Source organism: Sphingobacterium sp. UBA3549, assembly GCF_002376635.1.
GTDB lineage: Bacteria > Bacteroidota > Bacteroidia > Sphingobacteriales > Sphingobacteriaceae > Sphingobacterium.
In genome coordinates, this window is record NZ_DFOE01000006.1 from 64,923 (window position 1) to 88,278 (window position 23,356).

Sequence of the window (23,356 nt, forward strand, 5' to 3'; positions counted from 1 at the left end):
TGATTAAAAAAAAAGCCCTGCTATTTTTAGCAGGGCTTTTCTTTATCAACGATTAAAAACCGTACTCTTGTTCGATTTCCAATACAATACCTTCGTCAACCAAAACACGTCCACAGTGTTCGCAAATAATAATTTTTTTGCGCTGGCGGATTTCCGACTGCATCTGAGCAGGAATTTTATTGTGACATCCTGAACAGCTATCGCGGTCAATTGAAACCACAGCAAGTCCATTTTTGAATGAATTACGAAGACGGTAGTATACTTTGTTCAACCGATCTTCTATATTAGCCTCAGCTTCAGTAGCTTTCGCCAACAATCCATCTTCTTCCTTTTGAGTTTCAGAAGTAATGGTTTCCAATTCTTTCTTTTTTCCTTCAAGTTCGCCTTTGCTATACTCAAGATTCCCTACAGTAGTATCGTAGTTTTCTGTTTTATTGCGAATCTCGAATTCTGCTTCTTTAATTCTCTTTTCACAAACCTGAATCTCAAGACCTTGAATTTCAATTTCTTTTGAAATAGCGTCATACTCGCGATTATTCTTTACCTCATTTAGCTGCGACTCATATTTCTTGATAGCGGCTTGGGCATCCTTAATCATGTTCTTACGCTTAACGATCGAATCTTCTAAATCGTCTAAGTCTATTCTGATCTTCTCAATACGAGTTTCTAAACCCGCAATCTCATCTTCAAGATCTGCAACTTCCATAGGTAACTCACCACGAACTTGGCGAATTTTATCTATTTTAGTATGAATGGCTTGCAAAAGCCATAATGCTTTCAATTTTTGTTCTACGGTTTGTTCCATCAACTGTAGTATTTTATAGGGTTTGTATCTATTTCTGTTGTTAAGGTTGCAAAGTTAGGAAATTTTTTCGTAATAATGTCGTACAATAATTCTTGCGTAAATTGTTCGCTCTCAAAATGTCCTGTATCAGCAATGACGATTTCACCTTCAGCATCAAAGAATTCATGATATTTGTAATCGGCCGTCACAAAAAAATCAGCACCCGAACGTTTAGCAGCTCCGAGTAAAAATCCACCTGAGCCACCACAGACAGCTACTCGTCCAACCTTTTTACCCAAAAGTGCTGTATGACGAATAACATTAAGTCCAAGTTTTTCTTTAAGATAAGCTAAAAAATCCAGTTCATCCATTGGTTCTGCTAAATTTCCGATCATTCCAGCCCCAATCTCACTGACATTATTAGCAATATCAATCAGATCGTAAGCTACCTCCTCATAGGGATGGGCGTCATAAAGTGCCAAAAGCAGCTTACGTTCTATGCCTTTCTGATAAATCACTTCTATCCGGGTTTCTTCAACACGTTCTTGCATGCCAACCTCTCCAATTGCAGGGTCCGCACCAGCCAACGGCCTAAAACTACCATAACCAGCCGTATTAAAGCTACATTGATCGTAATACTTTCCGACTTTTCCGGCTCCCGCATCGAATAAGGCCTGCCGAACATCTTCAACGTGACTTCTCGGAACAAAAACAACCATTTTTCGTAAAATATTTGTTTTAGATTCCAAAATCGCCTGATTCTCCAAACCTAGCTTGGTCGCAATCTTTGTATTCACGCCACCCGTAACATTATCCAGGTTCGTATGAATCGCATACAATGCTATTTTATGTTCGATTGCCTTAATAACCGTACGCTCCACATAATTCTTTCCATTGAATTTCTTCAATCCTTTAAATACAATTGGATGATGTGAAATAATTAAATTACAGCCTTTATCAATAGCTTCCTGGACGACCGATTCTGTACAATCCAACGAAATGAGCACTTTTGTAACCTCCTTATTCGCATCTCCCACAATAAGTCCAGCATTATCATAAGATTCTTGTAAATCTAAAGGAGCAAGCCGCTCCAAATAGTCAATGACATCTTTAATTCTCATGGTTTACAATTACCTCCTTTTCTCTAAATTTATTATGTTCTTCTAAAATCCGCTTATTTGCATTAATTTCAAACCAGTAATTTGCTAAAGTCACAAAATGCATAACAATTAGCACGCCTGAAATAGATAATGGTAATGGAATATTTGTTGCTAAATAAATCCAGGCATATAAGGATCCTTTTCTAAAGGTAGGATTTTCCTCAACGGCGATTTTCCGATCATAGAATTCGTTAATCAAAGAATCCCGCAAACGTGCAGCAACCTGAAAATTCCAATAAATATTCACCAAAGGGATTGCGACCAACCACGATTGGTTAAGTGTCATTAATCGATTTTCTGGGGCAACCAATTTTAAAGTTTTCCGGATCGTATTTGCAAATAAAAGCCACACGATAATACGTATAGCGACGATAGCCAAGGCTGTATAAATTACCTCCGGCTTACTCAATTCTCTTACTAGTTCCTCTTGCGTCATTGAAATATCTATTGCTTATTTATTTTCCCTTTCTAACAAATCTACTAATTCTTTCAGCTTTTTTATTTGCGGATTGTGATCAGCAACAAATTCGATTGTTTTAAAACCAAGACTTTTAGCTTTTTTATAAAATGGATAAAAATCATCCTTCTCCCACGCGGTCCCATCTTCATACGTTAAGATGTAGGTTGTTGGAATCCCATTTCGTTTCGGATTTATCAAATGAATTCTATCTGTAAGTGTTTTTATAGGGTGGGGGACGTCTCTCGGAAACTTAGTATCATCTTTTACCCAAAAAGGAAGAATATAGCCATCCTTTTCAAATTTCAAGAGTCCATTATCCTTACCCGGCTTCTGCATCAAATTTATCACTGACTCCTGGTCTGAAGGAAGGATAGCATCCAAATAAACCATTTTTTTGATTCGATCCGGAAGGCTGTCTGCTACAGCCGTTATAACCATACCACCATAACTATGTCCAACCAAAATGATATCATGAAGATCCTCAAACAAAATTGTATTCACCACATCATTTACATGAGTTTGCAGTCCAATAGATGAATCTGCTAGATGATAACGCTCTCCTAAACCAGTTAGTGTGGGACGGTAAATTTTATTTCCTTTTTTCTCCAATTCGGTAGCCGTATTTTTAAACTGCCAGGCACCGCCCCATGCCCCATGAACTATTACATAGGTAGAAGACTGTGCATAAAGACATTTGCCTAAAATAGTTAATGAAAAACAGAACATTAAACCAAATAATCTACAGTATTTCATATCGTTATATTTTTGAGTAATTTATATCAATTTATTTTTGTTTTACAGCGAATTATTCTATTCATCTTATTCTCACATAAAATTGAAGGATAAAAGACAAAATGTAAGCACTCACTCAACTCGTAAAGACAACTTAAAATCTATTTCTAGCAATTTTACAGCTTTATTATATAGTACCAAATAAATAGGGTAGGGGAGAACCATCAAACATACAAAAGGAATATAGTCGGTCTTTTATGAAAATCATCCTTTCGTTTTCGCCATTCAGCAATTGTAAAGCTCTGTATGGATTCATCTGGGGCTGTCATATTGGATGCTATACAGAGTAAGGTCGACGGTTTACAGGTTTTCAACAATTCTGCTAAAAGCTGATTATTCCTAAACGGGGTTTCAATAAAAATCTGCGTTTGTTTTTCACGTCCTGACTGGAGCTCCAGACTTTTAATTTCTTTGGCTCGTTCTATTTTATCGATTGGCAGATATCCATGAAAAGCAAATTTCTGACCACTGAACCCCGATGCCATAAGAGCAAGCAGAATTGAGCTTGGACCAACAAGTGGAACAACTTTGATTCCCAGCTGATGAGCACGGGCAACAATTGAAGCGCCCGGGTCAGCCACACCGGGGCATCCTGCTTCCGACATCAAACCCACATTCTTACCCTGCGTTAGGCCATCAAAAAAATCATTCATATTTCCTTTATCGCGCGCATGTTTCCCATAGTCATGAATTTTGAGCGCGCTCTGCGGAATCTTTAAACCCGCAAGTTTTAGAAATTTACGTGCTGTCTTTTCGTTTTCCACAATATACTCGTCCAATGAATTTATCGTTTCCACCAAATAAGGAGTAAACGACTGGAAAGCTGCATCTTCACTCAAAGGAACAGGAATTAAATATAATATGCCATTTGCCATAATACAAACGTACTAATTAAGCTCGATTTGACTATACTAATTTTAAACTTAGCATTATTTAACCTTTTTAAATCATTAAAATTTCGAATTTTAAACTCATTATTAGTATTTTAGCATAAATATTTAGTGCAACAATAAACATCATTCAAATGATCACACAAATTACAGAAGGCGTAAAAATCTCGGTTGAAACCATCTATCAATCTGAGTATTCGAATCCGGACCGTGAACATTTTATGTTTGCTTATCATATTAGCATAGAAAATCTCAGCGATTACACTGTTCAATTGATAAGCCGCTATTGGAAAATTTTTGATGCAAAAGGAGACTATAGAGAAGTATCAGGTGATGGTGTAGTAGGAGAACAACCCGTTATTGAGCCTGGACAAACCCATCAATATACTTCAGGTTGCAATCTCAATAGCGAATTCGGATTTATGGAAGGATATTATAATATGATCCGAACACTAGACAACAGCAGCTTTCATGTTGAAATACCACGGTTCAATCTGATTGCAGATTACGCGTTGAATTAATTTTATCAAGGCAGTATCATTATTGCCAATTAATCATCCAACGAAGCTTTTTTCGCATCGAATAAGAAACTATTTCTTTATTTTTGCGAGCGTTCCAAATTAGCGGGTTATACCTATTCCTTTTGAATTCACGCTTCATGTGATGGAAAAGGTAAACCGAATACAGAACGCCACCCAATGCATTAAATTAGTCAGCAATCAAAAAGATTATTGATTTAATATATAAATAACTGATAATCAGAAATTTAATAAAAAAAAATGATTATCAACATAATACCTACTACCGGGGATAGAGATCTCCTGGAAGGTACCGTGTTGTGTAATTTAATGAATATAATTTAGGGTGATATAACGTGAGTATTTTAGCTACAGAACAAGTCAGCCATTCTTTCCACGATCGATGGCTTTTTAAAGATTTACATTTCGGACTCCAAAAAGGAGATCGAGTAGCCTTGGTCGGAATCAATGGAACAGGTAAGTCAACCTTACTTGCCATTTTAGCAGAACGAATTCTACCGACTTCTGGAAAGGTTGTAAAAGAAAAAGGCATAAAAATTGGCTTCTTAGAACAGGATCCTGATTTCACAGGATTAAAATCTATCAATGATTTTATTTATAGTGCAGACAATGACCAGCAACGTCTTATCCGCGAATACGAAGAACTTCTTTCGGAAAGTAATATCGATGAAAAGAAGCTAGAAGATCTGACAGAGAGAATAAGCTCTTTGAATGCGTGGGAATATGAACATAATATAAAGACGATTCTCAATCGGCTAAATATTATGGATTTTCATCAGGATATTAAAAGTCTTTCAGGAGGTCAACGAAAACGGCTGGCATTAGCCAAACTTTTAATCGATGAACCTGATATCTATATCCTCGATGAGCCTACCAACCACTTGGATATAGAAACCATTGAGTGGCTAGAAAAGCTGTTAACGACAGGAAGCAAAACCGTTCTTTTGGTCACTCACGATCGTTATTTTTTAGACAATATCTGTACGGAGATACGCGAACTGGATAGGGGTAATCTCTATAATTATAAAGGAAACTATTCCTATTTTCTAGAGAAAAAATCTGAAAGAGAAGCGATCGATGCAGTGATGGTAGAGAAGAGCAGAAATCTTCTTCGTCGCGAATTGGAATGGATGCGGCGTCAACCTCAAGCACGCGGTACAAAATCCAAATCGCGTATCGATGCATATTATGAATTGGAAGAAAAATCTAAAGCTATTAAAGGAAACGACTCGGTACAACTTAGTGTAAAAGTGAGTCGACAGGGATCGAAAATATTGGAACTAGATAAAGTTTCTAAACGTTATGGCACAAAAGAAATCATACAGGATTTTTCCTATACGTTCAAAAAACTAGATCGTATTGGTCTAGCTGGAAAAAATGGAACGGGAAAATCTACCTTTTTAAACTTGATCACTGGTGAAGAATATCCTGACGCTGGAGTTATCGCTGTTGGAGAAACAACAGTATACGGATATTATAAACAAGGCGGATTGGAAGCAAATGAAAATGACCGTGTATTGGATGTTGTGAAGAATGTAGCAGATTATATTGAGATGGCAAACGGAGAGGTAATTACAGCTTCCCAGTTATTAACTCACTTTCTATTTCCTCCTGAAAAACAGTTTGGTTTTGTAAACAAGTTGAGTGGAGGAGAAAGAAAACGGCTACAGCTCATGCGTGTGTTAATGCGGAATCCAAATTTTCTTATACTCGATGAGCCTTCAAATGACTTAGATATCGACACCTTAAATGTATTGGAAGATTTTCTCGATAACTACAAGGGTGTACTCATCCTGGTATCACATGATAGATATTTATTAGATAAACTAACGGATCAACTTTTTATTTTCGAAGGAAGGGGGAGAGTCCAAATCTACAATGGAAACTATGCTGACTTCAAACTCGAACAAGATGAGATCCAAAAGGCAGAGAAAGAAAGACAGAAAAAAAATATTCAAGAACAGGTAAAGCCAGTTGCAAAGGAAGAGAAGAAAAAGCTTTCTTACAAAGAGCAGCTGGAGTATAATAAACTCGAACAAGAGATAGAAAATCTCGAGCAAAATATAAAATTGAAAACGGAAGAGCTTAATCAATTAACAGATCATCTAAAGCTTTCGACACTTGCGGAGGAAATTGAATCGATACAAAAGAAGATAGATGAGAAATCAGAGAGGTGGTTATATCTTGCTGATTTTATGTAAAATTTCATAAAGCGTTTCACGTGGAACGAAGATAAAGCTTAAATTTGTAAACAAATAAAAACCACGTTTCACGTGGAACAAGAATAGAAATATGTTTAAAAAATATAATGTAATAGTAGTTGGTGCAGGTCATGCTGGCTGTGAAGCTGCAGCCGCTGCTGCGAACTTAGGTTCGTCAACATTACTCATCACAATGAATATGGGGGTAATAGCCCAAATGAGCTGTAATCCCGCTATAGGTGGAGTTGCGAAAGGTCAAATTGTACGGGAGATTGATGCGATGGGTGGATACACAGGTATCATTGCGGATAAATCAACAATCCAGTTCCGCATGCTTAATCTATCTAAAGGACCAGCTATGTGGAGCCCACGTACGCAAAATGACCGGATGCGATTCGCAGAAGAATGGAGGTTACAATTAGAGTCTCTACCTAATTTAGATATGTGGCAAGACACGGTCAAAGAGGTCATCGTAAAAAATGGTAGAGCCTGTGGCGTCATCACTTCAATGGGAATTGAAATAGAATCCGATGCTGTCGTATTAACCAACGGAACATTTTTAAATGGCGTTATCCATATCGGCGATAAGAAATTTGGAGGCGGTAGAACAGGAGAGAAGGCCGCCACAGGTTTGACCGAACAGCTTGTTTCACTCGGCTTCGAATCAGGTAGAATGAAGACCGGAACTCCACCAAGGATAGATGGAAGAAGCCTCAACTATGCGCTGATGGAAGAACAATGGGGTGACGAAAAAAGAGGTAGATTTTCTTATACAGATGTAGATATACCCACAGAACAACGTTGCTGTTGGATCACCTATACCAACGATAAAGTACATGAAATGCTACGGACTGGTTTCGAAAAATCACCCATGTTTACCGGACGTATTAAAGGTTTGGGGCCTCGCTATTGTCCTTCGATAGAAGACAAAATTAACCGTTTTGCAGAACGTGACCGCCACCAGATATTTGTAGAACCTGAAGGTTTCAAAACAGTAGAGATTTATGTAAATGGATTTTCCACATCACTACCAGAAGATGTTCAACTAAAAGCACTACAATTCATCCCGGGCTTTGAAAATGCTAAGATGTACCGCCCAGGTTACGCCATAGAATATGACTATTTTCCGCCAATGCAATTGGATCTTACACTCGAAACGCAATTGGTAAAACATCTATTCTTTGCCGGCCAAATCAATGGTACAACAGGATATGAAGAGGCGGCTGCTCAAGGTTTCCTAGCGGGTATTAATGCACATCAACGTATCAATGATGATAAAGAACTTATCTTAAAAAGATCCGAATCATATATAGGTGTATTGGTTGATGACCTCGTAACAAAGGGAACAGAAGAACCTTACCGGATGTTTACATCAAGAGCAGAACATCGATTGTTACTCCGCCAGGATAACGCGGATATTCGCCTTACTCCATTAGCTTATAAATTGGGACTGGTAGGTGAAAAAAGAGTAAAGAAAGTACAGGATAAAATAGATAACTCTACAAATATAATCGCCTACTTAAAACAAAATTCCACTAATCTTGAAAAGATGAATACCGTACTGGCTGATGTAGGTTCAAGTGCACTTGCTCAAAAAACCAGATTAAGTAATGTATTGGCAAGACCTCAGGTTAGTATTAAAGATATCATCAAAGGGGATGAAAGTTTTGCGCAATTTGTAGCACAATTCGATAACGATACCATAGAACAAGCAGAGATCAATCTTAAATATGAAAGCTATTTCGAAAAAGAAATAGAGATTGTAAATCGCATGAAAAAGATGGAAGATAGAGAAATAAATCCGGACTTCGATTATAGTTTGTTAAATTCACTGTCCATCGAAGCAAGGCAAAAATTATCGAAGGTTAAACCACGTACACTTGGTCAAGCTTCACGAATCTCGGGCGTTTCACCTTCGGATATCAGCGTATTGATGGTTCACATGAGTTAAATAACTGATTTACAGATTTTTAATCTAAATACATATATAAGCTTAAAATAAGCGATTTAAGACAATATTCTATTTTTTATGACAACTTCTTCAAAAGAAAATAAAAGTAGCTCAGAAAGGCTAAAAAATAGCTTTACGCCAAGATTACTTATTTTAAGCTTGTTTATCATGCTTATTGCCTTATCAATACAGTGTGCGAGTATACAGCAACCAACTGGAGGGCCAAAAGATTCTATTCCGCCTAAGATTCTATTGGAAAATCCGCCGAATTTCTCGAAGAATTTTACAGAAAAAAAAATAGTCATCACTTTTGATGAATACATTAAACTCGCCAATCAACAAAAAGAATTTAGTGTGACGCCCGATATGGGGAGCAATCCCGAATTTAAAGTCAAGAAAAAAAATCTTGAAATCACCCTTCCAGATTCTCTTGAAAAGAATACCACATATAGCATCTACTTTGGTAAAGGACTTGTCGATTATAATGCAGGAAATGCATTGGTCAATTATGCTTACGTGTTTGCTACCGGAGACAAAATCGACTCGCTCAGCATATCTGGTAATGTAAAAAGTGCAATAACTAAAGAGGTACAGAAAGAAGTTAAAGTCTTATTGATCCCCATTAGCCAAGATTCTATTTTTGGTAAAAAGAAGGCAAATATATTTACGACAACAGATACTGCAGGCAATTACAAACTAAATAATCTAAGGGAGGGAACATACCGCATTTACGCACTCCAGGAAAAAAATAATGACAGAATCTATAACGGTGCCGACGAAGAAATAGGTTTCTTAAAAGATTCTATCGTACTAGAGCGAGATCTGAGCAACATTAATCTTGAAATATTCAAGGCCACTCCAAAGAAGTTTAGAACGTTAGAAAAGAAATTTGAAAAAAATGGAAGTGTACTCCTTATTTTTAATAGAAGAGTAGAAAAACCCAACTTAAATATTCTTGATGATGAAGTAAATAATAAAGATAAAATCATACGCTTTGCAAAAACTTCTGATTCTGCGACCTTGTTTATTCCAAATTTAAAAATAGACTCTTTAAAGTTGGCCTTAACGGAAAATGAGAAGCCACTGGATACCATCCTGGTTAGAAAAGGAAACGTAAAAATAGAACAAACAATAGACCCTATTTTTACACCAAATAACGGGAGGGTCGATCGCATCACTCACCTTCAAGTGTCCGCTTTCACACCAATAAAAAATATAGACAAGACAAAATTAAAATTCAAGGAAGATTCTTTGGTGCGGACCAATTATCAGCTGGCTGTGGATACAGCGAATTCAAACATCTACCACATTCGATATAATTGGAGGAAGGATAAAAAGTACCAAATTGAATTTGCAGAAGGCGCTATTACGGGCTATTTTGGAGAACAAAACAAAGAAAAAAAACTGGATCTTACTTATGATGATAGTGAAAACTATGGGGATCTTACCTTTGATTTCACGGACCTCGATAGCAATACAACATACTTAGTCGAATTGATCAATGAGAAAAAAGACAAAGTCTATCGCTTAGACAAAATAAGCATAGATAAACCGGCAGTAGTGTATAAACAATATCCAGGCGGTAAATACAGTTTGCGTGTAATCCGAGACGATAATGATAACGGTATCTGGGATACCGGAGATGTAGAAAAAAAGACTTTTCCAGAACCCGTTGTATACTTAAACAAAGTATTCACGATACGAGCAAACTGGGAGCAAAAAGACAGTTTTTCATTAAGTGGCCTCAAGAAAGAATAATCGAGGCCACTAAAAAAGCCTTTTACACATTCCTAAGTCGTTTAAGCTAAAACCAAGAACTGTATAGAACATAATTATGCGGTAACTGTAGTAACAAATCTTTCTGTTCTTCAGTTAGCGCTTTTATTTTTTTTGCTGGCACACCGGCATATAGGAATCCGGACTCACAGCGCGTATTTTCTAAAACGACAGCCCCAGCAGCAATAATTACATTCGATTCGATCACAGCATTATCCATTACAATAGCGCCCATACCGATAAGTACGTGATCTTCAACAACGCAACCATGTACCATAGCTTGGTGTCCTATGTTTACATAACTGCCAATTGAAGTACCACATTTCTTATAAGTGCAATGTACAACAGCTCCATCTTGGATATTTGTATAGTTCCCTATTCGAATATAATTGACGTCGCCACGTATGACAGCATTAAACCAGACCGAACAATGATGTCCAATCTCAACATCACCTACAATCGTCGAATTGGGCGCTAAGAAGCACTCTTCAGCAATTAGCGGTGACTTATCCAAAACGGGTAAAATAAGTGCCATATCTCTTAGAAAATTGTATCCTGTAATATTTCGGAATGCTCGGGATGGTCAGTTGTATAATGCAATCCTCGACTTTCCTTTCGCAACATCGCCGATTTCGTAACAATGTAAGCTACTTGAATCACATTTCGTAATTCACAAAGTTTGACAGAAAGCCTGGTATTTCTATAAAACTCCTCTGTCTCCTCATATAATAGATGGAGCCGCTTAAGCGCTCTTTCAAGCCTAAAATCAGAACGGACGATACCAACATAATCGCTCATGATCTTTTGGCATTCGCGCAAATTGTGAGTCACCAAAATATCTTCATTAGAACGCGAGGTCTCAGAATCATCCCATTCAGGAACATCACTTATATGACTGATTGTTTCAACCAATTGCGTCGCATCTAAGAATATACGATGGGCATATACAAGTGCTTCAAGCAGCGAGTTGGAAGCCAGTCTATTTGCGCCATGCAAGCCTGTAGAAGAACACTCTCCGCAGGCATAAAGATTGAGAATACTGCTACGCCCAAAATCATCCACATAAATTCCACCGCAAAGATAATGCGCTGCAGGTGTCACCGGTATAAAGTCTTTGGACATGTCAAGTCCAATAGAAAGACATTTCTCATATATATTCGGAAAGTGTTTGATAATATCGTCCTTATCCCTATGCGTGATATCGAGATATACATAATCAATACCAGATTTCTTCATCTCCGCATCAATAGCTCTAGCCACGATATCTCTCGGAGCCAACGAAGCTCGCTCATCATAGTCCTCCATAAAAGACTCTCCATTGACTCTTCTTAAAATACCTCCAAATCCTCTCACTGCTTCGGATACGAGAAACGCAGGTGAGTCCTTAGGGTTATATAGTGACGTGGGATGAAATTGCATAAACTCCATATTACGCACCTTCCCTTTGGCTCTATACACCATCGCAATACCATCGCCAGTGGCAATGGTCGGATTAGTTGTGCTTGAATATACATGCCCAGCTCCACCGGAAGCCATTACCGTAACCTTACTCAAAATTTTATCTACGTGATGAGAAAATGTGTTGAAAGCATAGATACCATAACACGTGATATCCGTTTTATTCTTATCTACATATTCACCCAAATGGTGTTGTGTGATTAAATCAATGGCAAAGTAATGTGTTACAATTTCAATATTTGGATCGACATGTGCCTGCTCTAATAGTGCCCGTTCTATTTCGTAACCGGTGATATCCTTGTAATGTAATATGCGATGCGCCGAATGCCCCCCCTCCTTTGCTAAGTCATAAAGTCCAGATTCTTCCTTATCAAAGGATGTTCCGTAGGAAATCAGCTCTGCAATACGATCAGGAGCCTCGCGAACGACGTTTTCCACAATTTCAACATCACATAATCCGTCCCCAGCTATCTGAGTATCAACAATATGCTTTTCAAAGCTATCGGACTTATCCACAACAGCAGCTACCCCCCCTTGCGCATATTTTGTATTTGACTCATCCTCATTAGACTTCGTGACTATCAACACTTTACCGAATTTAGAAGCTTTTAATGCGAAGCTTAATCCAGCTATACCTGATCCAATGACCAAAAAATCGACCTTTCTATCTGCCATATATTTTAAATTCACAAACTATCCCCAAAAGTGACGATTCAAATTAACGAAAAATGTGGAAAACGTGTAAATAAAAGGTTAAATAAAAATGAAAAGTATTTAACAATTTCCAAGTCCCCTACTTTCCAGCTAAATTTTTGAAACTTTTCCGCATAAAACTCTTGAGATTTCCACAATTTTTAAACACAAACTATTCAACAAAAAAATATGGAAAATAAAAAATGAATAAAATTAGCATTTTAAAAATCAGCTATTTAATCTAAAAATACTGTTGAAAAATTGTTGAAAACTCTATAAAAACCTAAAATCAAAATGAAAGCAAAGCTATTTATACCACTTTTCCACACCATAATAAACAATAAGAGATCTTCTATTTAAAATAATTAGTATTTATTGAAAAAAAAGATTGTGGAATACGTTCGAAAATCTTTGTTTAGTTTTGTAAAGTTCAATCAGACGCTTCTACGTTTCGATATTTGGAACTTGTAAAAGATCCCATCGAAATATTCGAATCTGATTGAGTTTGTTTAGTTTTTATTCATTCTATTCGCTTTCTAAAGTGGTTTAGAAAGCAATATTTATTTAATTTTTTTTTGATATGGATTTAATGTGATTTTAAGAGGCTTAATTTCAAAATCTGTTGCACTTTTTGCAATCGAAAGCTTATATAGTTCGATATTTTAAGTTTTTAATTTTTATTATGGATTTTATGGAATTCTAAGCTGCTCAAATTGTTAAAAAATGCTATTTGTAAATTTAGCTTAGATGCTGTGAGGTTTCAATATTCGCTATTTTAAAGAAAATAGTGCATTTTATTGGATTGTAAAGTGCCTGGACCTGTTCCAAATAGTTTATCTGTTGACTTTTTGCTTTAGAAAACTAATTTTAGTGTGCTTTAGATTTGTCTATTTGTGTTTTTATAAAAATGGAAATTTAATAACTCATTCTGAGCTATTGGATTTTTTGGCATTGATTATTCAAGCAATCAAATCATTGAAATTCTTCCAGATTGATAGATTTGAGGTGTATTGATATAAATTTTTCAGCTTTAAGCACTTTTTAGTTAAGATATTTAACTGTTTTCTACGATGTAGATTTTATATTCAAATCTATAGGCGTCAAATTTTAATATAAACGCTTTTACAATTGAGTATTCAATTATAATCAGATTCAAATACTTTCTGTAAGATTGTAGACGACTTTATTTGAAAATTTGATTTTAAACGCTGAAGTAGATAATTAAAGGGATTGAGATTTTTTAGATAAAATAATTTGTTCGAATAATGTATTGTAGTACAAACAATCTTGTTATATTTGTTGCCCGACGTCAATTTGTATTTGGAATTAGTGGATGTTGGCTTGTGAGATTTGAGTATTCTGAATGATGATTTAGAAGTTTTATTATAAAGAATTCTAAAGGGGTTTATTTTTTAAATAAACGCTTTACAGATCGAATAGATTAATGTTAAATGATAATTTTATCCCCTATTCAATCCTAAGCGATTAAGTGTATTTTAGAATTTAAAAAAGTGTTTTCGAATTGCTATTTATTTTAAATCTAAAATTTATGTATTTAACTGTATATTATTTTTTTAGGTTATTATTTTAAAGCTGGTTTATTTATAGATTTTGGTAAGTAATTGGTGCACTATAATATTTAATTCCTTTTAATAGCGATTTTATATTTATGTCTAACAGTTTTAGAAATAACAGGCTGCGCCTTTTAGTATGATTTTGTAATTCGAGTGCCAAAATAAGCCATTGATCTACAGATTTTGGATTGATTTAGCTCATTTTTATATTAAACCTCTTTACAATTGAGTAAATACCCATTTATTGGATTATATCGTTAATATTCGATTCTCAGAGGGTTTGTTTAGAAAACACACAAGATCGATTTTGGGTAGAATTCGATAGTAGACTATTATTTTTGATAAATAGGCTTTGAGATTAGTTTATAATTGAATTCGTTTTATATATATAGAAATATTCAATTCTTATCGAGTTTATTATAAATATACATTTCCTAGATCCAGTTCCTAACTGGTTGCAATTGATTTGTCCTTATAAGATTATACTATTTACCACACCTCGAGTTTTTTTTCAAAATATGCTCTTCTAGCGACCTTACTTTATTGCGTAAATTTTGATTGTATAGTATGCAGCTAGTTGAATGTGTATTTGCAGTTCAACAGTTGTTAGCGCTGTGTTTAATATTATCTGGAATTAGTTCGAATTACAAAGCACTAATAAATCTGCAGCGCTTAATAGGCAGCTTGCGGTAAATGGAAGTTAGAATGAAAAATAGAGCTACAGACGATTGTCAAGCGCTTTATTCTCCATTTTGCTACACATATTCAGTATTCTTTCTTTTCACCGTTTCAAATTCATAGCGTATTGGCTGATTTAACCCCCTGAGAATTCAATAAAAATTTATTGATCAAGTCCTAGACCATAAATCAGTTTTATAATGACTTTAAATCCGCAAGTGTATTAAATGTTAATAAATAAAGCTTCGTTTTGTGGCATATTTTTCATTGTTTTGTAATGTGGCGAAGAACGTTCCTTAGGCTCCGAAAGAGGAATATTAGCGAAACTGATTTTCTAACATAGAAATAGTTTACAATAAACCCGCTGAGCTTTTGATAAAGGATATATGTCTTAATTACATGCTTTATATTCGATTCTAGAAGGGTTTAGTTTGAAATGATCTTTTTTTATTGTTTTTTAGAGATAATAATTTAACTATTAATTTTAAATATAAAAGCTTTATAGTTGAAGAAACATTCGGTTTTCTTTCTTGTTTGCTAATCCAGATCATAACTGGGAGCGATTATCGGATCAGATTTCGGAATTGGTACCATCCAGTAACCCGGATAATTAATACAAATCAGTTGTAGCCGAAAGAATAATTGATATTTTCATTATCAACCATTAATATCCGAATGCTAGATACTATTTCCTGTTGATGTGAAGGGTAAATTGCGATCATTAGATTAATTTGCTTTTAATTGACTTTTATATATGCAACAATGCTTATTTTTGTCATTCACAAAAGTTGAAACTACCCGCATGGAAATTGTAAATTATGAGCTTCAGGCCAAAGGTTATATCGATGCTCCGATCGATCCTTCATTGGATTTGGTTGAAGAAATCCAACGATTGAAGAAAGAAAAAAATGCTGTAATATTGGCTCATTATTATCAAGAGTCTGAAATTCAGGATATAGCCGATTATATTGGAGATAGCCTAGGACTATCACAAGAGGCAGCCAAGACGGATGCGGATTTAATTGTTTTTGCTGGCGTGCATTTCATGGCGGAAACAGCCAAGATACTTTCGCCTACAAAAAAGGTTATTTTACCTGATGCCAAAGCTGGTTGTTCGTTGTCGGATTCCTGTCCACCACATCTTTTTGCGAAGTTTAAAGAACAATATCCAGATCATCTGGTCATCACTTATGTGAACTGTACCGCTGAATTGAAAGCGCTTTCAGATATTGTATGTACATCAAGTAATGCTGTTCAAATAGTGGAGAGCTTGCCTGAGGACCAAAAAATCATCTTTGGTCCCGATCGTAATCTAGGGACATACGTTAAAAAGAAAACTGGCCGGGATCTAGTCCTTTGGAACGGCGCTTGTATGGTGCATGAGATTTTTTCCCAGGAAAAAATTGAACGTTTGAGAGCCGAATATCCGGATGCGAAATTTATTGCCCATCCAGAGTGTGAAGATCATATTCTAGCGAACGCAGATTATGTCGGATCTACAGCTGGAATGCTGAAATTTACTCAAAATGATGCAGCTCATTCCTATATCGTTGCTACAGAATCAGGCATTCTCCATCAGATGCAGAAAGCGAGTCCTCATAAGACTTTTATACCAGCGCCACCCAACAATGCTTGTGCATGTAATGATTGTCCACACATGAAGCTGAATACGCTTGAGAAGCTCTACAATTGCCTTAAGTTTGAATCGCCTGAAATTCTTCTTCCTGAAGATGTTATTTTTCGCGCCCAGCGTCCGATTGAACGCATGCTGGAAATATCGGCGAGCTTGGGACTATAGCGATTAGCATAATTTGGGTATTAGCGATAGAAGAAAAGACTGGTTTTCGATAGCGAGCATGAGCTTTTCTTTTTTTCATAGCAGAAACGAGAATTACGACTCGACAAGTGCGGAAAACTGTTGGATTTTATTGCGAAAACTGTTTTGTAATGTCAGTACGATCAATCTTTGAGATGATTGTTTGGCATTATCGATAATAAACTTTTAAACTTTTTAACATGTTTGATTTTGACAATACCGAGCGAACCAATTTAGAAGAAATGGGTGAGTTCGGACTGATTGATTATATAAGCAAAGCTGTGGAATTAACAGAGAAGTCTACCATTAAAGGTATAGGTGATGACGCCGCCGTTTTGGATTTTGAGGGTAAGAAAACTTTGATTTCTACTGACTTACTTTTGGAGGGAATTCATTTTGATCTTCGTTATGTTCCTTTAAAGCATCTAGGTTACAAAGCTGTTCAGGTCAATTTGAGCGATATCTACGCAATGAATGGAATAGCGTCTCAGATTACCTTTTCAATAGGCTTGTCCTCAAAATTTCCATTGGAAGCCGTCGAGGAGATTTATCAGGGAGCTTTAATTGCGTGCAAGAAATATAACGTTGATTTAATAGGAGGAGACACGTCTGCTTCAGCACAAGGATTAGTAATTTCTGTCACGAGTATAGGTTACGCTGATGCAGATCAAATCGTTTATCGTAGTGGCGCTCAGGAAGGCGATTTATTATGTGTCTCTGGCGACCTGGGGGCAGCTTACATGGGCTTACAGCTGCTTGAGCGTGAGAAGGATATTTATCTAGAAAATCCAAATGTACAACCTGATCTGGAAGGAAAAGATTACATCGTTGAGCGGCAATTAAAACCTGAAGCCCGTAAAGATATTATAGCTTTATTTGCTGATCTGGGAATTAAGCCTACAGCGATGATGGATGTTTCAGATGGGCTTGCTTCAGAGATTCTTCACATCTGCCGACAATCGGACAAAGGCTGTCGTCTATATGAAGAAAAAATTCCGCTTGATCAGATGACTTACGATACTGGACGGGAATTTGGAATTGATCCGACTGTAGCGGCGTTGAATGGCGGTGAAGACTACGAATTATTGTTTACAATCGCGCAAGCCGATCACGATAAAATTAAGAATCTGCCAGACATCAGTATTATTGGTTATATGACTCCCAGATCCGAAGGTTGCGAGATGATTTCTAAATCTGGAAATCTTTATCCGATTACAGCGCAAGGATGGAATGCTTTTAAGAAGAAAGATTAAAAAAAAAAAGACCTGTCTTAGACGGGTCTTTTTTATGCTTCTTCAGTTTCTAAGATAAATTCTTCCTCTTCATTTGGATCTCTTCCACCAACGTTGAAATTGTTGTAGCCCAAGCCTACTTCAATCTGTAACAATCGCTGCTGAAGCATTTCAAGAATGGCCAAAAAGTTATAGACGAACTGAATTTTATTTTCTGAGTTTTTAAGAATTTCCTGAAAATCCAATTTTTTGTTAATCTCAATAAGTTCGGCTATTGCTTTCTTTTGTTGTTCAATTGTGTAAGGGTATTTGACAACCGTATGGGTTACTTCTGGCGGACGATTACGGAATTGATACATCATTTGCTCGTAGATCATCATTAGGCCATAAAGGTCGAAGTTATCCAAATTTTCGCCGCTAGAATCTAGCTTAAGTCTTTGCTGGATATCGAAACGTATATTGCCTCGGCTATAGCATTTTAGACGATTCTCTTCCAATATTCTAAGATCTTCGCAGGTTTCTTTAAATTGTTTATAGAGAATAAGTTTTTGAACAAGATCTTCCCTAAGATCAATTTCATTCTCATTATCGTCCAAATCTGGACGAGGCAATAGCATTTTAGCTTTAATACGCATCAGCGTTGAGGCAACGAAGATAAATTCACTTGCCATTTCCATATTGAGCGCTTGCATTTGGCTCACATAAGACAAAAAATCATCTGTAATCTTTGAAATTGGTATATCGTGGATGTTTAGTTCATCCCGTTCGATAAAAAATAATAGTAAATCAAAAGGTCCCTCAAATTGAGGAAGCTTGATTTCGTAGCCTTCTTCTACTTGCATATCTTATACAAATTTACATATAAAATCTTTTGCAGTAACGCTTATGCAAACTATTCGTTATTTTATTTGTTGTACCTCAATATGTAAATGCGATTTATTTTAAAGATTAAATAAATTTGTCGTTACTTTGTGAGTATACATCATGTAAATAGCATACTATGCAGTTTGAGACTGGAGAACTATTAAGTAAAATAAACGATCCCTCTGATCTTAAAAAGCTAAAGGAAGACCAATTAGAACAATTAAGTCAGGAATTACGTCAATTTATTATTGATCAAGTTTCGGTTAATGGTGGTCACTTTGCAGCAAGTTTAGGAGTTGTCGAATTAACGGTAGCATTACATTACGTAATGAATACCCCCTATGATCAATTAATTTGGGATGTCGGTCATCAGGCTTATGGGCATAAAATTCTAACGGGTCGTCGCGATATATTTCATACCAATCGAATTGAGAACGGAATCTCGGGTTTTCCCAACCGTTTTGAATCCCAGTACGATGCATTCGGAGTTGGTCACTCATCGACTTCTATTTCCGCTGCGTTGGGTATGGCAGTTGCATCTCAGATAAAAGGTGAAAAAGACCGCCAGCATATCGCCGTGATCGGTGATGGCGCGTTAACAGGAGGAATGGCATTTGAAGCATTGAATCATGCAGGAATTTCTAAATCCAATCTTTTAGTAATTTTGAATGATAATTGCATGTCGATAGATCCCAATGTTGGTGCCTTAAAGGAGTATTTGACAAGTATTACCACCTCAAAACGATACAATAGATTTAGAGACGATATAGCAGCAGTATTAACTAAGATTTCCGAAGTTGGTCCTAATGCTTTGGGGATTGCCAAGAAATTGGAAAAAAGTATAAAAGGAACTTTACTGAAGAATGCTAATCTCTTTGAATCTCTAAATTTTAGATATTTTGGCCCAGTTGATGGGCACGATGTTAAGAAATTAGCAAAAACGCTTGAAGACCTTAAGCATATACCAGGCCCCAAATTATTACATGCTGTTACTGTTAAAGGAAAGGGCTTTGCGCTGGCTGAAAAAGATCAGACAAAGTGGCATGCTCCTGGTTTATTTGATAAAATTACAGGTGAGATCAAAAAATCGCTCAGTGATAAACCTGTAGCTCCCAAGTTTCAGGATGTCTTTGGACATACCTTGGTGGAGCTCGCAGAACAAAATGATAAGATCGTGGGGATAACGCCGGCAATGCCATCAGGATCTTCTATGAATATCATGATGAAAGCCATGCCCGAACGTGCTTTTGATGTGGGTATTGCTGAACAGCACGCTGTCACATTCAGTGCGGGACTCGCAACTCAGGGACTATTGCCATTCTGTAATATCTATTCGTCGTTTATGCAACGAGCATATGATCAGGTGATCCATGATGTTGCATTGCAGAATCTGAACGTCGTTTTCTGTTTGGACCGTGCGGGCGTTGTAGGCGCAGATGGTGCCACACACCATGGGGCTTATGACATCGCATTTATGCGCTGTGTGCCTAATATGACTGTCTCTGCTCCGATGAACGAGGAAGAATTACGTAATTTGATGTACACAGCTCAATTGCCGGACAAAGGACCCTTTGTCATCAGATATCCTAGAGGAAATGGTGTTATGCCAGATTGGCGCCGCCCATTTATGGAAATCGAAATTGGAAAAGGACGTCTTATAACGGAGGGAGAAGAACTTGCTATCTTAAGTTTTGGAGCTATAGGAAACGAAGCTGTTAAAGCTGTACAGCATTTGAATGAATTAGGTATACATCCAGCACATTATGATCTTCGGTTTGCCAAACCATTAGATGAATCCTTACTCCATCAAGTCTTTAAGAAGTTTAATAAGATTATTACAGTGGAAGACGGAAGTTTACAGGGGGGCATAGGCTCGGCTATATTAGAATTTATGGCTGATCATGGTTATCACAGCCAAGTAGTTCGTTTAGGTATTCCAGATAAGATCATTGAACATGCTGAACAAAATGCTCAGTGGAAGAACGCACGCTATGATGCAACTGCAATCATCGTAGAAGCTAAGAAACTTTGCGACGGAAAATTGACCAGTTCAATGGTCGGATAAAACCTATGCACTTGAAAAATAAAAAGGAGATCCAGATGGATCTCCTTTTTTTATTTTTCAAGTTTTAAGTTCATCAGGAACATCACATGTTACAATGTGTTTTTTCATTCAGGTAATTTATACGGATTTTTATTTTACAAGTATGTATTAATTTGGTGAAATGTACATTAGCAATGATGTTAAGTTGGCTTTAAATTCTTATGAATTTATTATTAAAAATATATGAACCAAAGATTGTAAATAGCTATTATTTTGGTTAATTTAGATCAGCACCTTAGGAAGCGAGAAGTAGTAAGTTTACACGTCTTTTGGTTCTTTTTTTTAAATAAATTTGGAATGTTAATAATTATTTTTAGAGATCAATTTTAGCGCTAGTTTTCCACAATTTTACACTGTAAATTGCTGACATATAATAGTTTATTAATTATTTTATATTTTAGTTTTTTAGCTGATATTTTTTTGTCATCTTCGTTCTCAGAGAAAGTTATCAACATATTTTTTGTCGCGTATTGTAAATCAACTTATTAACAATTTTAGAATGGAAAAAACGTATTCAAGTGTCTGGAATAATTGTCTTTCGATTATCAAAGATAATATACCAGCACAAAGTTTCAAGACCTGGTTTGAACCTGTGAAAGCAGTCCGTTTGGAGGGTGACGTTTTGACTATTCAAGTGCCTAGCTTATTTTTTTATGAGTGGCTAGAAGAACACTATGTGGGAATTCTTCGCAAGACCGTAAAGAAATTTTTAGGAGAACAAGGTAGATTGGAATACAATATTGTAGTAGAGAAGTCTTCAGCTTCTCATCCTTATACGACTAATCTTCCATCGAATGGCAATGGAGCGGAGGGGAAAAGGCAATCGATCCCTGTACCGGTATCTTTAAATAGAGATATCAAAAATCCATTTGTTATTCCTGGATTGAAAAAATTGCAGGTTGATCCGCAATTGAATCAAAACTATACATTCGAAAATTTTATCGAAGGTGAATGTAACCGTCTTGCTCGATCAGCAGGATATGCTGTCGCTAATAAGCCTGGCGGCACTTCATTCAATCCGTTGATGATTTATGGAGATGTTGGTTTGGGAAAGACACACCTTGCCCAAGCAATCGGAAATGAGATCAAAAGAAATCTTCCCGATAAACTGGTCATTTATGTGTCGTGTGAGAAATTCTGTCAACAGTTTGTGGATTCATTGAAAAATAATACGATCAATGATTTCGTTAACTTTTATCAGGCAATGGATGTCATTATTATGGATGACGTACACAACTTTGCTGGTAAAGAAAAAACACAGGATATCTTTTTCCATATTTTTAATCATTTGCATCAATCTGGTAAGCAGATTATTTTGACTTCAGACAAAGCACCTAAAGATTTAGCTGGTTTGGAGGAGCGTCTGCTTAGTCGTTTTAAATGGGGATTGTCTGCAGATATTCAGATTCCGGATCTTGAGACAAGGATGGCAATTTTGAAGAAGAAGATGTATTCCGATGGTATTGACTTACCAGAAAATGTCGTTGAATACGTCGCAACACAGATCGATAACAGTGTTCGTGAATTAGAGGGGGCAATGGTTTCACTTTTGGCTCAGTCTACATTGAACAAGAAAGAGATCGATTTGGGGTTAGCAAAATCGATGTTGAAGAATTTTGTAAAGAATACACACAAAGAAATTTCAATGGATTTTATTCAAAAATTAGTTTGTGAGTATTTCGAAGTTCCTGTGGATATGGTAAAGTCGAAAGTTAGAAAGCGAGAAATCGTGCAGGCCAGGCAAATTTCGATGTATTTAGCAAAGGCACATACCAAATCTTCACTCAAATCGATCGGAGCATTCTTCGGAGGAAGAGATCACTCAACTGTTATTTATGCCTGTCAAACCGTAGAGGATTTAATTGAAACTGACAAGAAATTTAAAACTTACGTGAGTGACATTATGAAAAAGTTAAAATCTTAATGTCGATTACTTTAAGTAGAAAGCAGAAAGGGCTATCCATTTAGGATAGCCCTTTCTGCTTTTTTACCTAAAAGCTCTCTATTACATTAAAAACGCTAGCGTTTAGACATTCTCTCTTTCATTTTTTCTTGTTGTTCATCAAATAACTTAACTTGTTCAGGAGTTAGCCACGATTTGATTTTGGCAGATTGCATCTCTTGAAGTTGCTTAAATTTCTCCATGTTCGCTTTTCGATCCCCACCATCATTTCTTAGTGCAGCCCGTTGTTGAGCCTGACTTAGCGTAAGATTATAGATTGAATCTTTTTGTGTTTGATTGAGGCTTAATAATTTGTCTAAATGCTCTACACGCATTTTAGCTTGTTCTTCCGGACTACGTTGCTGACGCTGTTGAGCGGAAACAACACCTGTAGCGCTTAAAAATAAACACGCTACTGCCATTAAAATTTTCTTTTTCATCG

Annotated in this window: 17 protein-coding genes; 8 read left to right on the top strand and 9 right to left on the bottom strand. The window is 36.4% G+C overall.

Going from position 1 to position 23,356, the window contains the following annotated elements; translation table 11 throughout:
• Positions 1-52: 52 nt before the first annotated feature.
• The 5 genes from B2W36_RS03920 to B2W36_RS03940 all read right to left on the bottom strand — a co-directional run bounded on the left by B2W36_RS03920 (position 53) and on the right by B2W36_RS03940 (position 4,071).
• Positions 53-805, bottom strand: coding sequence for a zinc ribbon domain-containing protein (locus B2W36_RS03920; RefSeq protein WP_209576949.1), 753 nt, complete (start codon positions 803-805; stop codon positions 53-55).
• Entirely contained in the window at positions 805-1,905 is a 1,101-nt protein-coding gene (locus B2W36_RS03925; RefSeq protein WP_293886494.1) for a Nif3-like dinuclear metal center hexameric protein, read from the bottom strand. Before B2W36_RS03925 ends, B2W36_RS03920 begins: the two co-directional genes overlap by 1 nt.
• A complete protein-coding gene (locus tag B2W36_RS03930; RefSeq protein WP_209576952.1) occupies positions 1,895-2,380 on the bottom strand; it encodes a hypothetical protein in 486 nt (161 codons plus the stop codon). The genes B2W36_RS03925 and B2W36_RS03930 overlap by 11 nt, the downstream gene beginning before the upstream one ends.
• A 15-nt stretch (positions 2,381-2,395) precedes the next feature.
• Entirely contained in the window at positions 2,396-3,157 is a 762-nt protein-coding gene (locus tag B2W36_RS03935; RefSeq protein WP_293886495.1) for an alpha/beta fold hydrolase, read from the bottom strand.
• Between the two features lie 203 nt (positions 3,158-3,360).
• Positions 3,361-4,071: an SAM-dependent methyltransferase gene (locus B2W36_RS03940; protein WP_293886496.1), complete on the bottom strand. Its 711-nt coding sequence runs from the start codon at positions 4,069-4,071 to the stop codon at positions 3,361-3,363.
• Between the two features lie 149 nt (positions 4,072-4,220).
• Here B2W36_RS03940 and apaG point away from each other — a divergent pair, with 149 nt between their 5' ends.
• The 4 genes from apaG to B2W36_RS03960 all read left to right on the top strand — a co-directional run bounded on the left by apaG (position 4,221) and on the right by B2W36_RS03960 (position 10,535).
• Entirely contained in the window at positions 4,221-4,607 is a 387-nt protein-coding gene (gene apaG, locus B2W36_RS03945) for a Co2+/Mg2+ efflux protein ApaG (protein WP_209576955.1), read from the top strand.
• Between the two features lie 353 nt (positions 4,608-4,960).
• A complete protein-coding gene (locus tag B2W36_RS03950; protein ID WP_293886497.1) occupies positions 4,961-6,826 on the top strand; it encodes an ABC-F family ATP-binding cassette domain-containing protein in 1,866 nt (621 codons plus the stop codon).
• Between the two features lie 91 nt (positions 6,827-6,917).
• Positions 6,918-8,777, top strand: a complete 1,860-nt coding sequence (mnmG, locus tag B2W36_RS03955; RefSeq protein ID WP_293886498.1) for a tRNA uridine-5-carboxymethylaminomethyl(34) synthesis enzyme MnmG — start codon at positions 6,918-6,920, stop codon at positions 8,775-8,777.
• A 168-nt stretch (positions 8,778-8,945) separates the two neighbouring features.
• The gene (locus tag B2W36_RS03960; RefSeq protein ID WP_293886499.1) at positions 8,946-10,535 is read left to right on the top strand and encodes an Ig-like domain-containing protein; all 1,590 of its coding nucleotides are present in this window, start codon (positions 8,946-8,948) and stop codon (positions 10,533-10,535) included.
• A gap of 46 nt (positions 10,536-10,581) precedes the next feature.
• On the opposite strand, the gene B2W36_RS03965 is transcribed toward B2W36_RS03960, so the two are convergent.
• Together B2W36_RS03965 and nadB are read right to left on the bottom strand one after the other, a co-directional pair.
• Entirely contained in the window at positions 10,582-11,088 is a 507-nt protein-coding gene (locus tag B2W36_RS03965) for a gamma carbonic anhydrase family protein (RefSeq protein ID WP_293880252.1), read from the bottom strand.
• A gap of 5 nt (positions 11,089-11,093) precedes the next feature.
• Positions 11,094-12,686 (bottom strand): L-aspartate oxidase, encoded by a 1,593-nt coding sequence (nadB, locus tag B2W36_RS03970; protein ID WP_209576960.1) that lies wholly within the window; start codon positions 12,684-12,686, stop codon positions 11,094-11,096.
• A gap of 3,072 nt (positions 12,687-15,758) precedes the next feature.
• Between nadB and nadA the strand changes: the two genes are divergently transcribed.
• The gene (nadA, locus tag B2W36_RS03975) at positions 15,759-16,754 is read left to right on the top strand and encodes a quinolinate synthase NadA (RefSeq protein WP_209577375.1); all 996 of its coding nucleotides are present in this window, start codon (positions 15,759-15,761) and stop codon (positions 16,752-16,754) included.
• 218 nt (positions 16,755-16,972) lie between these two features.
• A complete protein-coding gene (gene thiL / locus B2W36_RS03980) occupies positions 16,973-18,025 on the top strand; it encodes a thiamine-phosphate kinase (protein ID WP_293880247.1) in 1,053 nt (350 codons plus the stop codon).
• 32 nt (positions 18,026-18,057) lie between these two features.
• Here the strand turns inward: thiL and B2W36_RS03985 are convergent, their stop codons facing one another.
• A complete protein-coding gene (locus B2W36_RS03985; protein WP_293886500.1) occupies positions 18,058-18,846 on the bottom strand; it encodes a segregation and condensation protein A in 789 nt (262 codons plus the stop codon).
• Positions 18,847-19,004: 158 nt separating this feature from the next.
• Between B2W36_RS03985 and dxs the strand changes: the two genes are divergently transcribed.
• Together dxs and dnaA are read left to right on the top strand one after the other, a co-directional pair.
• Positions 19,005-20,933: a 1-deoxy-D-xylulose-5-phosphate synthase gene (gene dxs, locus B2W36_RS03990; RefSeq protein ID WP_209576963.1), complete on the top strand. Its 1,929-nt coding sequence runs from the start codon at positions 19,005-19,007 to the stop codon at positions 20,931-20,933.
• A gap of 538 nt (positions 20,934-21,471) precedes the next feature.
• Positions 21,472-22,896, top strand: coding sequence for a chromosomal replication initiator protein DnaA (gene dnaA / locus B2W36_RS03995; RefSeq protein ID WP_046672557.1), 1,425 nt, complete (start codon positions 21,472-21,474; stop codon positions 22,894-22,896).
• A 95-nt stretch (positions 22,897-22,991) separates the two neighbouring features.
• Here dnaA and B2W36_RS04000 read toward each other — a convergent pair whose 3' ends face one another.
• The gene (locus tag B2W36_RS04000; RefSeq protein ID WP_293880241.1) at positions 22,992-23,354 is read right to left on the bottom strand and encodes a hypothetical protein; all 363 of its coding nucleotides are present in this window, start codon (positions 23,352-23,354) and stop codon (positions 22,992-22,994) included.
• Between the last annotated feature and the right edge of the window lie 2 nt (positions 23,355-23,356).

What these genes read in the sequence shown, in the direction of transcription:
- B2W36_RS03925 (WP_293886494.1), bottom strand. Translation starts at nt 1,905, where the DNA reads ATGAGAATTAAAGATGTCATTGACTATTTGGAGCGGCTTGCTCCTTTA.
- B2W36_RS03985 (WP_293886500.1), bottom strand. Translation starts at nt 18,846, where the DNA reads ATGCAAGTAGAAGAAGGCTACGAAATCAAGCTTCCTCAATTTGAGGGA.
- dnaA (WP_046672557.1), top strand. Translation starts at nt 21,472, where the DNA reads ATGGAAAAAACGTATTCAAGTGTCTGGAATAATTGTCTTTCGATTATC.
- thiL (WP_293880247.1), top strand. Translation starts at nt 16,973, where the DNA reads ATGTTTGATTTTGACAATACCGAGCGAACCAATTTAGAAGAAATGGGT.
- mnmG (WP_293886498.1), top strand. Translation starts at nt 6,918, where the DNA reads ATGTTTAAAAAATATAATGTAATAGTAGTTGGTGCAGGTCATGCTGGC.
- B2W36_RS03965 (WP_293880252.1), bottom strand. Translation starts at nt 11,088, where the DNA reads ATGGCACTTATTTTACCCGTTTTGGATAAGTCACCGCTAATTGCTGAA.
- B2W36_RS04000 (WP_293880241.1), bottom strand. Translation starts at nt 23,354, where the DNA reads ATGAAAAAGAAAATTTTAATGGCAGTAGCGTGTTTATTTTTAAGCGCT.
- nadA (WP_209577375.1), top strand. Translation starts at nt 15,759, where the DNA reads ATGGAAATTGTAAATTATGAGCTTCAGGCCAAAGGTTATATCGATGCT.
- apaG (WP_209576955.1), top strand. Translation starts at nt 4,221, where the DNA reads ATGATCACACAAATTACAGAAGGCGTAAAAATCTCGGTTGAAACCATC.
- nadB (WP_209576960.1), bottom strand. Translation starts at nt 12,686, where the DNA reads ATGGCAGATAGAAAGGTCGATTTTTTGGTCATTGGATCAGGTATAGCT.
- B2W36_RS03920 (WP_209576949.1), bottom strand. Translation starts at nt 805, where the DNA reads ATGGAACAAACCGTAGAACAAAAATTGAAAGCATTATGGCTTTTGCAA.
- B2W36_RS03940 (WP_293886496.1), bottom strand. Translation starts at nt 4,071, where the DNA reads ATGGCAAATGGCATATTATATTTAATTCCTGTTCCTTTGAGTGAAGAT.
- B2W36_RS03930 (WP_209576952.1), bottom strand. Translation starts at nt 2,380, where the DNA reads ATGACGCAAGAGGAACTAGTAAGAGAATTGAGTAAGCCGGAGGTAATT.
- dxs (WP_209576963.1), top strand. Translation starts at nt 19,005, where the DNA reads ATGCAGTTTGAGACTGGAGAACTATTAAGTAAAATAAACGATCCCTCT.
- B2W36_RS03935 (WP_293886495.1), bottom strand. Translation starts at nt 3,157, where the DNA reads ATGAAATACTGTAGATTATTTGGTTTAATGTTCTGTTTTTCATTAACT.
- B2W36_RS03960 (WP_293886499.1), top strand. Translation starts at nt 8,946, where the DNA reads ATGCTTATTGCCTTATCAATACAGTGTGCGAGTATACAGCAACCAACT.